Source organism: Mycolicibacter sinensis, from assembly GCF_001667945.1.
GTDB lineage: Bacteria > Actinomycetota > Actinomycetes > Mycobacteriales > Mycobacteriaceae > Mycobacterium > Mycobacterium sinense_B.
In genome coordinates this window covers 37590-51170 of the sequence record NZ_LZJK01000166.1, presented here as the reverse complement: position 1 = coordinate 51170, position 13581 = coordinate 37590, and the positions used below count along the sequence as shown (strand labels likewise).

At 69.4% G+C, this 13581-nt stretch carries 16 protein-coding genes; 10 read left to right on the top strand and 6 right to left on the bottom strand.

What is annotated here, in order from left to right; all coding sequences use genetic code 11:
• The first annotated feature begins 22 nt into the window (after positions 1-22).
• From ttfA to A5694_RS21940, 7 genes are read left to right on the top strand one after another with little or no spacing between them, the layout of a single operon-like run.
• Positions 23-901 (top strand): trehalose monomycolate transport factor TtfA, encoded by an 879-nt coding sequence (ttfA, locus tag A5694_RS21970; protein WP_064924408.1) that lies wholly within the window; start codon positions 23-25, stop codon positions 899-901.
• Positions 902-927: 26 nt separating this feature from the next.
• The gene (locus A5694_RS21965; protein ID WP_064924407.1) at positions 928-1704 is read left to right on the top strand and encodes an SDR family NAD(P)-dependent oxidoreductase; all 777 of its coding nucleotides are present in this window, start codon (positions 928-930) and stop codon (positions 1702-1704) included.
• Positions 1691-2239, top strand: a complete 549-nt coding sequence (gene pyrE, locus A5694_RS21960; RefSeq protein WP_064924406.1) for an orotate phosphoribosyltransferase — start codon at positions 1691-1693, stop codon at positions 2237-2239. Before A5694_RS21965 ends, pyrE begins: the two co-directional genes overlap by 14 nt.
• An 8-nt stretch (positions 2240-2247) precedes the next feature.
• Positions 2248-3141, top strand: coding sequence for a hypothetical protein (locus A5694_RS21955; protein WP_064924405.1), 894 nt, complete (start codon positions 2248-2250; stop codon positions 3139-3141).
• Entirely contained in the window at positions 3138-3839 is a 702-nt protein-coding gene (locus A5694_RS21950; protein ID WP_064924426.1) for a TrmH family RNA methyltransferase, read from the top strand. Before A5694_RS21955 ends, A5694_RS21950 begins: the two co-directional genes overlap by 4 nt.
• Positions 3840-3856: 17 nt before the next feature.
• Positions 3857-4699 (top strand): metal-dependent hydrolase, encoded by an 843-nt coding sequence (locus tag A5694_RS21945; RefSeq protein ID WP_082952803.1) that lies wholly within the window; start codon positions 3857-3859, stop codon positions 4697-4699.
• A 28-nt stretch (positions 4700-4727) separates the two neighbouring features.
• On the top strand, positions 4728-5828 hold the full coding sequence (locus A5694_RS21940; protein ID WP_064924403.1) for a glycoside hydrolase family 76 protein: 1101 nt from the start codon (positions 4728-4730) through the stop codon (positions 5826-5828).
• 20 nt (positions 5829-5848) lie between these two features.
• Here the strand turns inward: A5694_RS21940 and A5694_RS21935 are convergent, their stop codons facing one another.
• A complete protein-coding gene (locus A5694_RS21935; RefSeq protein ID WP_064924402.1) occupies positions 5849-6535 on the bottom strand; it encodes a DedA family protein in 687 nt (228 codons plus the stop codon).
• 86 nt (positions 6536-6621) lie between these two features.
• On the opposite strand from A5694_RS21935, the gene fbaA reads away from it, so the two are divergent.
• A complete protein-coding gene (gene fbaA, locus A5694_RS21930; protein WP_064924401.1) occupies positions 6622-7653 on the top strand; it encodes a class II fructose-bisphosphate aldolase in 1032 nt (343 codons plus the stop codon).
• 72 nt (positions 7654-7725) lie between these two features.
• Here the strand turns inward: fbaA and A5694_RS21925 are convergent, their stop codons facing one another.
• The 4 genes from A5694_RS21925 to A5694_RS21910 form a co-directional block, all read right to left on the bottom strand.
• A complete protein-coding gene (locus A5694_RS21925; RefSeq protein ID WP_064924400.1) occupies positions 7726-8595 on the bottom strand; it encodes a hypothetical protein in 870 nt (289 codons plus the stop codon).
• A gap of 107 nt (positions 8596-8702) precedes the next feature.
• Positions 8703-9590 carry a cation diffusion facilitator family transporter gene (locus A5694_RS21920; protein ID WP_064924399.1) on the bottom strand — a complete coding sequence of 296 codons (888 nt, stop codon included), beginning with the start codon at positions 9588-9590 and terminating at the stop codon, positions 8703-8705.
• A 106-nt stretch (positions 9591-9696) separates the two neighbouring features.
• On the bottom strand, positions 9697-10482 hold the full coding sequence (locus A5694_RS21915; RefSeq protein ID WP_064924398.1) for a site-2 protease family protein: 786 nt from the start codon (positions 10480-10482) through the stop codon (positions 9697-9699).
• Positions 10483-10491: 9 nt separating this feature from the next.
• Positions 10492-11154 (bottom strand): peptidase M50, encoded by a 663-nt coding sequence (locus A5694_RS21910; RefSeq protein ID WP_428844292.1) that lies wholly within the window; start codon positions 11152-11154, stop codon positions 10492-10494.
• Positions 11155-11232: 78 nt separating this feature from the next.
• On the opposite strand from A5694_RS21910, the gene A5694_RS21905 reads away from it, so the two are divergent.
• Both A5694_RS21905 and A5694_RS21900 read left to right on the top strand, forming a co-directional pair.
• Positions 11233-12531: an adenylosuccinate synthase gene (locus A5694_RS21905; protein WP_064924397.1), complete on the top strand. Its 1299-nt coding sequence runs from the start codon at positions 11233-11235 to the stop codon at positions 12529-12531.
• Positions 12528-13184 (top strand): PaaI family thioesterase, encoded by a 657-nt coding sequence (locus A5694_RS21900; protein WP_064924396.1) that lies wholly within the window; start codon positions 12528-12530, stop codon positions 13182-13184. The genes A5694_RS21905 and A5694_RS21900 overlap by 4 nt, the downstream gene beginning before the upstream one ends.
• On the opposite strand, the gene A5694_RS21895 is transcribed toward A5694_RS21900, so the two are convergent.
• A complete protein-coding gene (locus A5694_RS21895; RefSeq protein WP_064924395.1) occupies positions 13181-13537 on the bottom strand; it encodes a DoxX family protein in 357 nt (118 codons plus the stop codon). The genes A5694_RS21900 and A5694_RS21895 overlap by 4 nt on opposite strands.
• Positions 13538-13581: the final 44 nt, after the last annotated feature.

Here is a 13581-nt window from a genome sequence, read left to right as displayed (position 1 = left end):
GACAGCAGATACGCTAGGCACAATGGTCCCGCTCTGGTTCACGCTGTCCGCGCTGTGTTTCGTCGGCGCGGGCGTGTTGCTGTACGTGGACATCGACCAGCGCCGCCGCCGCAGCCGGCGCCGCAAGTCCTGGGCCCGGTCGCAGGGCTTCGACTTCGAACCGGAATCCACCGAGATCCTGCGGCGCTGGAAACGCGGCGTGATGTCGACGGTGGGCGACGCGCCCGTCCGCAACGTGGTGCTGGGCCAGATCCGCGGCGAGGCGGTCTACATCTTCGACCTGGACGAAGTCGCCACGGTGATCGCGCTGCACCGCAAGGTCAGCACCAACGTCGTCGTCGACGTGCGGCTCAAGGGCCTCAAAGAACCGCGGGAGAACGACATCTGGCTGCTCGGGGCGATCGGCCCGCGGATGGTCTACTCCACCAACCTCGACGCGGCGCGCCGCGCCTGCGACCGCCGGATGGTCACCTTCGCCCACACCGCCCCGGACTGCGCGGAGATCATGTGGAACGAGGCGAACTGGACCCTGGTGAGCATGCCCATCACCAGCACCCGCGCCCAGTGGGACGAGGGCCTGCGCAGCGTTCGGCAATTCAACGACCTGCTGCGGGTGTTGCCGCCGACGCCGCGGCGCCAACCGGCCGAAGCCGCCGCCCCCGCCAAGCCGGCGGCCCGGCGCAATGGGCAGCCCAGCCGCCCGCTGGGTTCGGGCAGTGTGGCGGAATCACCGGAGGACGGTGCAGCCGATCAGGTGCCGTCTCCGTCCCGGGCGGCCGCCCCGCCGATGGGCAACACCGCCGCCGAACCGCGGCGGCGCCGTACGGCCCGCGATGAGGGCATGCTGCACGCCCCGGCCCCGGGCCGCAACGGGCGGCAGACCGCGCACTATCAACGCTGACAACCGACTTCGCTACGCTGTCGGTCATGTCACGACCCACGGCCCTGGTCACCGGACCTAGCTCCGGGTTGGGCGCCGGCTATGCGCGTCGCTACGCCGCCGACGGCTATGACCTGGTCCTGGTGGCCCGCGACGCCGAACGACTCGAAGTGCTGGCCGCCGAACTGCGGGCCGGCCACGGTTGTGAGGTCGAGGTGCTGCCCGCCGACCTGGCCGACGCCGACGGCCGCGCCAAGGTCGCCGACCGGTTGAGCGCCGGCGTGCGGGTGCTGGTGAACAACGCCGGCTTCGGCACCTCCGGGGAATTCTGGACCGCCGACCCCGCCCTGCTGCAGGCCCAGCTGGATGTCAACGTCACCGCGGTGATGCAGCTGACCCGGGCTGCGCTGCCGGCGATGGTCGACGCCGGCACCGGCACCGTCATCAACGTGGCCAGTGTCGCCGGCCTGCTGTCGGGGCGCGGCTCGACGTACTCGGCGTCCAAAGCCTGGGTGGTGTCGTTCACCGAGGGGCTGGCCGGCGGACTCAACGGCACCGGCGTGGGCATCCACGTGGTCTGCCCGGGTTACGTGCACACCGAGTTCCACGAACGCGCCGGCATCGACATGGCCACCCTGCCGTCGTTTCTGTGGATGGAGGTCGACGACGTCGTCGCGGCCAGCCTGGCCGACATCGCCCGCGGCGAGGTCATCAGCGTTCCGGGCTTGCAGTACAAGGCGATCACCACGGTCAGCCGGCTGATTCCGCGTGGCCTGTCGCGGACGCTGACCAACACCTTCGGGCGGGGCCGTGGGCGCACTTGACAACGGCGAACGCGACGAGCTGGCCGCGTTGGTACGCGAGCTGTCGGTCGTGCACGGCCGCGTGACGCTGTCCTCGGGTGCCGAGGCCGACTACTACGTCGACCTGCGCCGCTCCACGTTGCACCATCGGGCCGGGGCCCTGATCGGCCGGCTGGTCCGCCAGCTCACCGACGACTGGGACTACGTCGCCGTCGGCGGCTTGACTCTGGGTGCAGACCCGGTGGCCACGGCCGTCATGCACGCCCCAGGCCGGCCGATCGACGCCTTCGTGGTGCGCAAATCGGTGAAAACCCATGGCATGCAACGCCTTATCGAAGGCGCTGAGGTGGCCGGCCGGCCGGTTCTGGTGGTGGAGGACACCAGCACCACCGGCGGCTCCGCGCTGACCGCGGTGCGGGCGGTGCGGGAAGCCGGCGGCCAGGTCGTCGGCGTGGCCACCGTGGTGGACCGGGCCACCGGAGCGGCCGAAGCCATCGAGGCCGAGGGCGTGCCGTACCGCAGCGTGCTCGGCCTGGCCGAGCTGGGACTGGGCTGAGCGCGGTTGTGCGGACACTGATCGCGGCGTTGCTGGCGCTGGCCGTCGCCGCTGCGACGGCCTGCTCGGGTCCCGGCACGCCCGGCCCCTACGGCGCCCAGGGCGCCCGGATCGGGGAGGCGCTTACCCTGCTGGGCTGGGAGATGACGCTGACCAACCTGCGCTGGGAAGTCGACCACGTGCTGATCGACGTCAAGGGTCGCCTCGCCGACGGTGACGCGCCGCACGCCGCAGCCACAGAGCTGCGGTTCGGGATCTACGGCACCCCGGCGCACCCCGTCGAAGCGACGGGACTGGGCAGCTGCGATGTGCTGGGGCAGCTGACGCCGGCACCGCTGTCGGACCGCGACCCCGAGCGGTTGGACGGAACGGTGTGCCTGGGCCCGTTGAAGGAACGCAGCGCGGTGCGCGGGATCTACGCCTACTCCCCAGCCGACCGGATCAAGGACACCACGGTGGCCTATGCTGCGGCGTTCCCGGTGGGACTGCCGCCGGTGAACCCCTACGACACCGGCCTGGCGCTCACCGTCCAGGGCGTGGCGGCCTATCGCACCGACGGTGTGCCGCTGGCTCCGGCCGCCCTCGGTGATCCGAAAGCGTTCTCCGGCAACGGATATATGGTGCTCAGTCTCACCGCCGACGCGCTCGCCGGGCAGTACCGGGACGACGCGGAGGCCCGCGGTGGGCCGTTGATGCTGATCGCCGGGCCGGCCACGCCGATGTCCGGGCTGGGCCCGGACTGCCTCGCCTACGGCTCGTCGGTGCTGATCCTGCCCGAGGCGTCGCTCAAGGCGGTGCACGTCCCGACGTCGCTGTGCACGCACGGGGAGATCAACGCTGCGCTGCTCTACGCCTCGGTGTCGGTGGTGGGCACCCACGCCGCGGTGTGGACCACCTCGTGACCGAACGTGATTCGTGCGGCGGTCCCAGCTTCGCCTCTCCTTCGTCGAGCCTCGCTGAACCGCCGGGCCCCACCGAGTGGTTCCCGCCGGCCAACGGCGTCGGGCCGTGGCCGGGTGAGCCGCCCGCCGACCCGCGCTACGACCCGGAGCTGCTGCGCGACGGCGACCACCGCAACGTCGTCGACGCCTACCGCTACTGGACCCGTGAGGCGATCATCGCCGACATCGACCGGCGCCGGCACGCGCTGCACGTGGCGATCGAGAACTTCGGGCATGACGCCAACATCGGCTCGGTAGTGCGCACCGCCAACGCGTTTGCGGTACAAACCGTGCACATCGTCGGCCGGCGGCGCTGGAATCGGCGCGGCGCCATGGTCACCGACCGCTACCAGCGGCTGCACCACCACGACGACGTGGCCGGACTGCTGGACTTCGCCGCGCAGCACGGCCTGACCGTCGTCGCGGTGGACAACGTCGCCGGGGCGGCGCGCCTGGAACAGACCGTATTGCCGGCCGACTGCCTACTGGTGTTCGGCCGGGAAGGCCCCGGCATCAGCGACGAGATGCGTGCCGGAGCCGATGTGCTGGTGTCGATCGCCCAGTTCGGTTCGACCCGCAGCATCAACGTCGGCGTCGCCGCCGGGATCGTGATGCACGCCTGGATCACCCAGCATGGGAACCTGGAAAACGCTTGGTAGCGGCGAGCATTGGAGATGTGGTGCATGACAACCAGCTGACCACCCGGCGCATCCGTTTCCGGTTTCAGGCGCCCAGCGGCCGCTATTTCGCCGACGACAACATGGTGCTCAGCCATTTCCTCGCCGAGCTGTCGGGCAGCTTCCCGCCCGGCGAAGAGTCGTTCATCCGGTCGGTGCGCCGGGTCACCGACCAGATCACCGACCCGCGGCTGCGGCGCCGGGCCGCGGGGTTCATCGGCCAGGAGTCCACCCACGGCCAGGAACATCGCCGGCTCAACGCCGAACTCATCAATCGCGGCTACCCGATCGCGTGGCGGGACTCGAAATCCATGCGGGAGCGGCAATGTCGGCGCGAGCAACGCATGTCACCGCGGGTGCACCTGGCCATGACCGCCGGCGCTGAGCACTACACCGCGGTATTGGCCGAACGGATCCTGTCCAGTGCGGAGATCCAGGCCATTCCGGGCACACCGGAGGTGTGGAACCTGCTGAATTGGCATGCGCTGGAGGAACTCGAGCACAAATCGGTGGCGTTCGACGTCTACCGCGCCGTCGGCGGCACCGAGCCCATTCGGATCGTGGTGATGGCATTCCTGATCGCCACCACGGTTCCGGCCACCCTGCTGGCAGTGGCGATCTCGATCGCCCGCGACCCGGTGGCCCGCCGCCATCCGGTTCGCCTGCTGGCCGAAAGCCGTGCGCTGCTGCGTGGCCCGTTCTTCAAGGGGCTGTTACGCGACCTGCTGCGCTACCTCAAGCCCGGCTTTCACCCCGACGACGTGGACACCACAGCGCTGCTGGAACACTGGCAGCGCAAGCTGTTCGGCGACGGCGGCAGCTTGGTCGACCACCTGCGCTGAGCTAGCCCGTAGGGCAGGATCTGGGGCTATGGATCTGCTCTGGGCGAATCGGGCCGCTAGCGCCGAGGCCGCTGTCACCGCCAGACACCTCAAACCGCTCTGGCATCTCCCCGGCACTCAGCTGGGAGTGGTGGCCTGGCCGCCGATCCGGCGCGCCCCGCACTGGCACTACTGGTGGCAGGCGCACCTGCTGGACTGCCTCGTCGACGCGCAACTGCGTGACCCGCAAACCCAACGGGTGACCCGAATCAAGCGCCAGATCCGCACCCACCGGCTGCGCAACATGTTCCGCTGGACCAACGCCTACTACGACGACATGGCGTGGCTGGCGCTGGCGATCCAGCGGGCCTGCGCAGTCACCGGCATCGACCGGCATCGCGCGTTGGGCACCTTGACCCGCGAGCTAACCGACTCCTGGATGCCCCAGGACGGCGGTGGCATCCCGTGGCGCAAGGACGAGCAGTTCACCGAGCCGTTCTTTAATGCCCCCGCCAACGGCCCGGCCGGGATCTTCCTGGCCCGCGAGCCCGGTTGGCTGCAGCGCGCGAGCGAGATGGGCGACTGGATCGACGCCACCTTGATCGACCCGGATACCGGGCTGGTGTTCGACGGCATCCGGTCCGGTTCGCTGGTGCGCGCGGAGTACACCTACTGCCAGGGCGTGGTGCTGGGCCTGGAGACCGAACTGGCGGTGCGTACCCGGGCTGAGCGGCATGCGCACCGGGTGCACCGGCTGGTGGCCGCGGTGCACAAGCAGATGGCGCCCGGCGGGGTGCTCAAGGGCGCCGGCGGCGGTGACGGCGGGCTGTTCGCCGGGATCACCGCGCGGTATCTGGCGTTGGTGGCCACCGAGCTACCGGGGGATTCCGCCGCCGACACCGAGGCGCGCGACACCGCCGCGGAGCTGGTGCTGGGGTCGGCGAAATCGGCGTGGGACTACCGGCAGTCGATCGACGGGCTGCCGCTGTTCGGGGCGTTCTGGGATCGCACCGCCGACCTGCCCCGGGCCGACGGCGCGGTGGCCACCTCGATTGCCGGTGCGGTGTACGAGTCCGAGGTGCCCGAACGCGACCTGTCGGTGCAGCTGTCGGGGTGGATGCTGATGGAGGCGGCGGCCCGTCTGCGGTGAGTCAGCGCCCGGGGTGCGGTCTACTCGGACTTTTGCGCCGTGAGCGCGGACTCAGCGTCACCCGCGGGCGTGCGCCGGCTGCGCCAGGCCTTCCCGGCGGCGATGAACGCGGGAATCATCGAGATGAACAGGATCGCCAGGATGATCTTCTCCAGGTTCTCGTGCACGAACGGCACGTTGCCCAGGAAGTAGCCCAGCGTCGTCACCCCGCCACCCCAGACGATGCCGCCGACGATGTCGAACGCCAGGTAAACCGGGTAGCGCATGTAGGACACGCCGGCGACCACCGGCACGAACGTCCGGACGAACGGCGCGAACCGGGCCAGGATGATCGCCCACGGCCCGTACTTCTCGAAGAAGGCGTGGGACTCGGTGACGTAGTGCTTCTTGAAGAAGCGGGAGTCTTCCTTCTTGAACAACGCCGGCCCGATCCGCCGGCCGATGAAGTACCCGCATTGGTCGCCGAGGATCGCCACGATCGCCACCGCCGGCGCCAGGATCCAGATCTCGGGCGCCAGCCCCTTGGCGGACAACAGACCACCGGTGAACAGCAGCGATTCGCCGGGCAGCAGCGGAAACAGCAGGCCGGTCTCGATGAAGACGACCACCAAGATGGCGGGCAGCACCGCGCCGTGGAAGAGACCGCCGGCGCCCAGCCAGTACATCGGGTCCAGCAGGCCGGGCATCGCGACCGCGGTGGTGCTCATGACGCACCAACATACCGGGGGCCGCGGGGGAAACCGTTCCTGAGATACTCGACGTCAGGTTCGGTCAGCCAGGAGGAGAGAGTTCCATGCCCATCGCCACCCCCGAGGTCTACGCCGAGATGCTGGGCCGCGCCAAGGAGAACTCCTACGCGTTCCCGGCGATCAACTGCACGTCGTCGGAGACGATCAACGCGGCGATCAAGGGCTTCGCCGACGCCGGCAGTGACGGCATCATCCAGTTCTCCACCGGTGGCGCGGAGTTCGGCTCCGGCCTCGGCGTCAAGGACATGGTGACCGGCGCGGTGGCACTGGCCGAGTTCGCCCACGTGATCGCCGCCAAGTACCCGATCAACGTGGCGCTGCACACCGACCACTGCCCCAAGGACAAGCTGGACGGGTTCGTGCGTCCGCTGCTGGCGATCTCGACCGAGCGGGTCAAGGCCGGCAAGAACCCGCTGTTCCAGTCGCACATGTGGGACGGCTCGGCGGTGCCGATCGACGAGAACCTGACCATCGCCAAGGAGCTGCTGGCCAAGGCGGCCGCCGCCAACATCATCCTGGAGATCGAGATCGGCGTCGTCGGCGGCGAAGAGGATGGGGTGGAAGCCGAGATCAACGAGAAGCTCTACACCACCCCGGAGGACTTCGAGAAGACCGTCGACGCGCTCGGCGTCGGCGACCACGGCGAGTACCTGCTGGCTGCCACCTTCGGCAACGTGCACGGCGTCTACAAGCCCGGCAACGTCAAGCTGCGCCCGGACATCCTGGGTGAGGGCCAGAAGGTGGCGGCGGCCAAGCTGGGGCTGGCGGCCGGCTCCAAGCCGTTCAACTTCGTCTTCCACGGCGGCTCCGGATCGCTGAAGTCCGAGATCGAGGAGGCGTTGCAGCACGGCGTGGTGAAGATGAACGTCGACACCGACACCCAGTACGCGTTCACCCGCCCGGTGGCCGCGCACATGTTCACCAACTACGACGGGGTTTTGAAGGTCGACGGCGAGGTCGGCAACAAGAAGACCTACGACCCGCGCAGCTACCTCAAGAAGGCCGAGGCCGCCATGACCGAGCGGGTCATCGAGGCCTGCAACGACCTGCACAGCGCCGGCAAGAGCCTGGCCTAAGTCGTTGACTCTGCGTCCACGGCGGGGAAGTTCGAGTAAGCCCCGCCGTAGGCGCAGAGTCAACGAACGTTTCTAGCCGCCGTGGGACTGGCAGATCTTCCACTGGTCGTCGCGGAACTGCAGGTCGAAACTGCGGGTCGAGCGGACCCGCGGCTCGTAGGCCATGAACGCGGTGACGTTGGCTTCGGCGTGCCCGTCGTTGACGACGACCTCGTCGATGCTGGCGACCACCGGATACTGCTTGGCTGCCGCGATCCGGCGGTAGGTGTCGTCCCAGGCCTTCTGGTCGTAATTGACGTAGCGGTCGCGGATGTCGCCACAGGTCAGGCTGCGCAGCGCCGCGAGGTCGCCGTTCTGCATGGCGATGTCGAAATTCGAGATGGTGCCGCGGACCTGCTCTTCCTGCGAGGCCGCCTGCCGGTCATCGCGGGTCAGCCACAACGTGCCCAGCACCGCGACGGCGGCCAGCGCCAGAATGATCAGGATCAGCGCCATCACCCAGCCCCAGCTGCGTGAGACGGTGCCGGGCAGCTTGCCGCCCAGCCGCGGCGGAATCTGTTGCGGTATGGCCTTTCCGGGCTCAACGCCCGGCCGAGCGATCAACTCGGTGCTGGCGTCACCCACCGACGGAATGACCTCGGTCTGACCGGCGTCGAATCCGGGCGCGGTGAACCGGCGCTCCGGCGAGCCGTCCGCGGCGGGGCCGGGTTCCTTGGGTGCAGCCTCGGTCGCGATCACCTCGGTGACGGCCTCGGCATTGGCTTTCTCGGCAGCCTCGGCTTCGGCGGAGGCGTCGGGAATGGCGGTGGTAGCGGTGTCGTCCTCGGCCGAGACGATGGGATGGACTTCGGTGACCTGTTCGTCGCCGTCGGTCTGCTCGGCGGCAGCGGCGGCGCTGTCTTCGGTCGGCTCGGTGCGGTCCGGCTCCGGTGGGTTCGGCATGAGTGGCTGTGTCCTCCAATGTCCGCCGGCTGATTCGGAACGGCTGACGCTAGTGGCAGCTTACTGACCGAACCTGGCCGGTTTTGGAGCACGTGCCGTGCGTGGCATCAGCATCCGATGGGGCAGTCGCCGCCCTGTCCCGGCGGCTCCACCTGGACGGTGGCGTGGGTCAGGCCGCGGGCGGCCAGCACGATGCGGGCCTGGCCGAGCACCCGGCCGGGGTCGGTGTCGGTGCGCAGGTGAGCGGTGGCCATGTCTTGGCCCGGCACCAGCGTCCAGACGTGCAGATCGTGCACATCGGTCACCCCGTCGACGGCGGCCAGAGCCGAGCACAATTCGTTGACGTCGATGTGGCTCGGGGATGCCTCCGACAGGATCCGCAGCGCCGCCCCGGCCAGGGCGAACGCCCGCGGCAGCACCCACAGCGCGACGAAGACGGCGACCACCACGTCGGCGTAGGGCCAGCCGGTGGTCACCGTGACGACACCGGCGATCAGCACACCCACGCTGCCGACGGTGTCGGCGACCACCTCCATGTAGGCGCCGCGCACCGCGAGGCTGCGGGTCGAATGCGAGCGCAGCAGCAGGGCCACCCCGATGTTGACGATCAGTCCGGCGGCCGCGACGACGATCATCGGCCCACCGGGCACATCCGGCGCGGTGCCGATGCGGCGGATCGCCTCGGTGAGGATGAACGTCGCCATCCCGATCAGCAGCACCGCGTTAGCGACCGCGGTGAACACCTCGGCCCGGTGCCAGCCATAGGTGCGCGACGGCGAGGTGCTGCGGCGCCGGGCCAACATCACCGCCGCCACCCCCATGAACAGGGCGGCCAGGTCGGTGAGCAGGTGCCCGGCGTCGGCGAGCAGGGCGATCGAGTTGATCACCACCGCCGTGGTCAGCTCGATCGCGAAGAACGCCGACAGGATCACCGCCCCGAGGACCATCCGGGACAACCGGGAGTCGGTGTGGGAGTGGTCGTGACCGCTGGCCATGGCTAGCAAATATATGTCGTCTCTCGTTGCCGAACGTGAAGTTAGGTTCACGTTGGACGGTCGAGCGTGAACCTGGCTTCACGCTGGGCGCGGTGGGGCTTGCGCGTTAGAACCAGCCGCTCCAGAACTGGGTCAGGCTCAACCCCCACGACACCAGCAGGCGCGGCACACCGGACAGGTCGAAGAACCACAGCACCAGCGAGAAGAACTTCTGGTTCAGCGCCGGCGACGAGATCAGCAGCACCAACAGCACCAGTAGGCCCCACTGCTGGAACGGCGCCAGCGCGCGGCGGGTCTGTGGGCTCAGATGCGGCTCCAACGCGCCGTAGCCGTCCAGTCCGGGCACCGGCAGCAGGTTCAGCACCACCGCGGTGACTTGCAGGAAACCCAGGAACGCCACCCCGGACCAGAACACCGGATGTGCCGGGTCGTAGAACGCCCGGGTGGCGCTCAGCAGCAACGCCGCCAGCACCAGGTTGGTCACCGGCCCGGCGAGACTGACCAGGGTGCGTCGCAGCGGCGTCATGAACGAGGTCTGCACGAACACCGCCCCGCCGGGCAGGCCGATGCCGCCCAGGGCGATGAACAGCATCGGCAGCACCAGCGACAGCCCCGGGTGGGTGTAGCGCAGGGGGTTGAGCGTCAGATAGCCGCGCATCTCGACGTCGCGGTCACCGAAGCGCCAGGCGGTGACGGCGTGGCCGAACTCGTGCAAGCACAGCGAGACCAGCCAGCCGGCGATGACGAACACGAACACCCCGGCGTAGGCCAGCGGCCGGATGTCGGCGGCGGCCCGCCAGGCCAGCACACCGCCGAGGGCGGTCACCGCCACCAGCGCCAGGAAGACCGGGCTAGGCCGTACGGCCTGGCCGCGCAGCGGGCTGACATTCACCCCGTGAACCTATCGGACCAACAACCAGTCCTCGATGTGCCGATAAAACGTGGACCGCTTCACCGTCCGGGTGCCGTAGACCCCGTCGCGCACCACCAGCGCACCGGTGGTGCCCAGCTGTGCCGCCCGGCCCGTCACCCAGCGGCGCACCCGCCCGCGCCGCGACGGAATCCCGGCCCGCAGCCCCGGTGCGGTGCCGATCGGCTCGATCAGCGCCCCGGCCACGTCACCGTCGAACAGGGCGGTGTCGTCGACGATGCCCTCGCCGCGCAGCACGACGGTGCCGTCCACCGGCACCCAGCGCCCGGCACCGGCCAGCGCCGTCCCGGCGTCGTCGCGGATCAGCGGCACCGGCCCAGCGGTGCCGCGCCGGGCCCGCCGCGCCGCCCTCCAGCCGGCCGGTAGCCGGTAAGCCCTGGTCGCTGGGGTACGCCGCGGCGGCGCGTACCCGACCTCGACGTCTAACCGGTCCGCGCGCAGCAACCGGGTCAGCACTCGTGCCAGGTCGGCGTCTCCGCCTACCACCACCAGCCGGCCGAATCGGTCGATCGCGGCGTCCACCGGGGCTGCGTCGTCGTCGACCGGCAGCGTCGGAAGCCCCCGCAGCGGGCGCGGCAGCGGCCGCCCGGCAAACTGCAGAACGGCGGTTTCAGGGGCGTTAGTGGCGTTCAACGCTCTCCTTGTGAATCGCTTCAGATAGGCTCAGACCCCGGCTGGACCACAGTAAGCCAAGACAGTTAGCGAGAATCCATGCCGGCAATCGTCGTCATCGGCGCCCAATGGGGTGACGAGGGCAAAGGGAAAGCCACCGACCTACTCGGCGAACGAGTGCAGTGGGTGGTGCGCTACCAGGGCGGCAACAACGCCGGCCACACCGTGGTGTTGCCCACCGGGGAGAACTTCGCGTTGCACCTGATCCCCTCCGGGGTGCTGACGCCGCACGTCACCAACATCATCGGCAACGGTGTGGTGGTCGATCCCGGGGTGCTGCTCGACGAGCTGGCCGGACTGGAACGGCGCGGCGTGGACACCTCGCGGCTGCTGATCTCCGCCGACGCGCACCTGCTGATGCCCTACCACGTCGCCATCGACAAGGTGACCGAGCGCTACATGGGCAGCAAGAAGATCGGCACCACCGGCCGCGGCATCGGGCCCTGCTACCAGGACAAGATCGCCCGCATCGGTATCCGGGTCGCCGATGTGCTCGACGAACAGACGCTCGCCCAGAAGATCGAGGCCGCCCTGGAGTTCAAGAACCAGGTGCTGGTCAAGATCTACAACCGCAAGGCGCTGGACCCGCAGCAGGTGCTCGAGGATCTGCTGGCGCAGGCCGAGGGGTTCAAGCACCGCATCGCCGACACCGCGCTGGTGCTGGGCGGCGCTTTGGACCGCGGCGAGACCGTGCTGCTGGAAGGTTCCCAAGGCACGCTGCTCGACGTTGACCACGGCACCTACCCCTACGTGACGTCGTCCAACCCGACCGCCGGTGGGGCGGCCGTCGGCTCCGGCGTCGGACCCACCCGCATCACCACGGTGCTGGGCATCCTCAAGGCCTACACCACCCGCGTCGGCTCGGGACCCTTCCCGACCGAATTGTTCGACGCGCATGGTGAATACCTGTCCAAGACCGGCGGCGAGTTCGGCGTGACCACCGGCCGCCGGCGGCGGTGCGGCTGGTTCGACGCGGTGATCGCCCGCTATGCCACCCGGGTCAACGGCATCACCGACTACTTCCTGACCAAGCTCGACGTGCTGTCCAGTCTGGAAACCGTGCCGGTCTGTGTCGGCTACACCGTCGACGGCAAGCGCACCGACGAACTGCCGATGACGCAGGACGAATTCGCCCGCGCCGTACCGATTTACGAAGAGCTGCCGGGCTGGTGGGAGGACATCTCCACGGCCCGGGAGTTCGAGGAGCTGCCCCCCAACGCCCGCGACTATGTCTCGCGTCTGGAAGAGATTGCCGGAGCGCAGGTTTCGTGCATCGGTGTCGGGCCGGGCCGGGAGCAGACCATCGTGCGCCGCGACGTCGTGCGGAACGGCGCATGAGCGAGCGAGGGCCCCTGGAAGGCGCAGACGGCACCGATCTCGACCCCGACTACGCCAGCCACGGCGGATTCCCGGACTTCGCAGTCGTGGAGCCGAGTCCGGGCTTCGCGCGGTTCGTCACCACGATGCGGCGCCTGCAGGATCTGGCGGTGTCCACCGCCCCTGACGGCGCCACCTGGGACGACGCCGCCGACCGCGTCGAGGCGCTGGTCGGGCTGCTGGAGAAGTTCCCGGCGTCGCAGGCGGTCGCCCCGGCCGGACGGGCGCCGTCGCTGGCCGGCATGGGCAGCCTGCTGCTGCCGCCGTGGCGGATCACCCGGTTCGAGCCCGATGGAGTCTCGATGAAGGGGCGGTTCAGCCGGTTCCATGTGGGCGGCAACTCCGCGGTGCACGGCGGCGTGCTGCCGCTGCTGTTCGACTGGATGTTCGGGATGGTGGTGCACGCCGCGAACCGGCCGATCAGCCGGACGGCGTTCCTGCACGTCGACTACCGCAAGGTCACCCCGATCGACACCAAGCTGCTGGTGCACGGCCGGATCGACAAGGCGGAGGGGCGCAAGGCGTTCATCAGCGCCGAGCTCACCGACACCGACGGGACCGTGCTGGCCGAAGCGCAGGGGTTGATGGTGCGGCTGTTGCCGGGGCAGCCTTAACGCGAGTCTGGACCCTTGAGGGTCATCGCCGCGAACACGGCCAGAAACGACGCGGCCGGCACGGTGTTGGCGACGCTGTCGCGGACCCGGAGGTGTGCGCCCACCGCGAGGACGAAATACAGCGTCAAGGCGGCGGTGGTGACCCGGGCCAGCACCGGGAACCGTTGCGCCGAGAGCAGGCCGAGCGCCGAAGCGACCTTGACGATCGGCAGGATCGGCCGGACCCGCTGCGGACACCCGACGGTGTCCAGGGCTTTGGCGATGTAGGGCACCGGGATGGCGCAGGCCACCGCGTCGGCAACTTGGAAGGCCGCCAGCCCCGCATAGGTCTTCGGCGATGTCAGCACAGTCATGGCACCCACTGTATTCAGTTGCGCCGGCGGGGGACTGTTCGCCG

What these genes read in the sequence shown, in the direction of transcription:
- ttfA (WP_064924408.1), top strand. Translation starts at nt 23, where the DNA reads ATGGTCCCGCTCTGGTTCACGCTGTCCGCGCTGTGTTTCGTCGGCGCG.
- A5694_RS21965 (WP_064924407.1), top strand. Translation starts at nt 928, where the DNA reads ATGTCACGACCCACGGCCCTGGTCACCGGACCTAGCTCCGGGTTGGGC.
- A5694_RS21940 (WP_064924403.1), top strand. Translation starts at nt 4,728, where the DNA reads ATGGATCTGCTCTGGGCGAATCGGGCCGCTAGCGCCGAGGCCGCTGTC.
- A5694_RS21935 (WP_064924402.1), bottom strand. Translation starts at nt 6,535, where the DNA reads ATGAGCACCACCGCGGTCGCGATGCCCGGCCTGCTGGACCCGATGTAC.
- fbaA (WP_064924401.1), top strand. Translation starts at nt 6,622, where the DNA reads ATGCCCATCGCCACCCCCGAGGTCTACGCCGAGATGCTGGGCCGCGCC.
- A5694_RS21925 (WP_064924400.1), bottom strand. Translation starts at nt 8,595, where the DNA reads ATGCCGAACCCACCGGAGCCGGACCGCACCGAGCCGACCGAAGACAGC.
- A5694_RS21920 (WP_064924399.1), bottom strand. Translation starts at nt 9,590, where the DNA reads ATGGCCAGCGGTCACGACCACTCCCACACCGACTCCCGGTTGTCCCGG.
- A5694_RS21905 (WP_064924397.1), top strand. Translation starts at nt 11,233, where the DNA reads ATGCCGGCAATCGTCGTCATCGGCGCCCAATGGGGTGACGAGGGCAAA.
- A5694_RS21900 (WP_064924396.1), top strand. Translation starts at nt 12,528, where the DNA reads ATGAGCGAGCGAGGGCCCCTGGAAGGCGCAGACGGCACCGATCTCGAC.
- A5694_RS21895 (WP_064924395.1), bottom strand. Translation starts at nt 13,537, where the DNA reads ATGACTGTGCTGACATCGCCGAAGACCTATGCGGGGCTGGCGGCCTTC.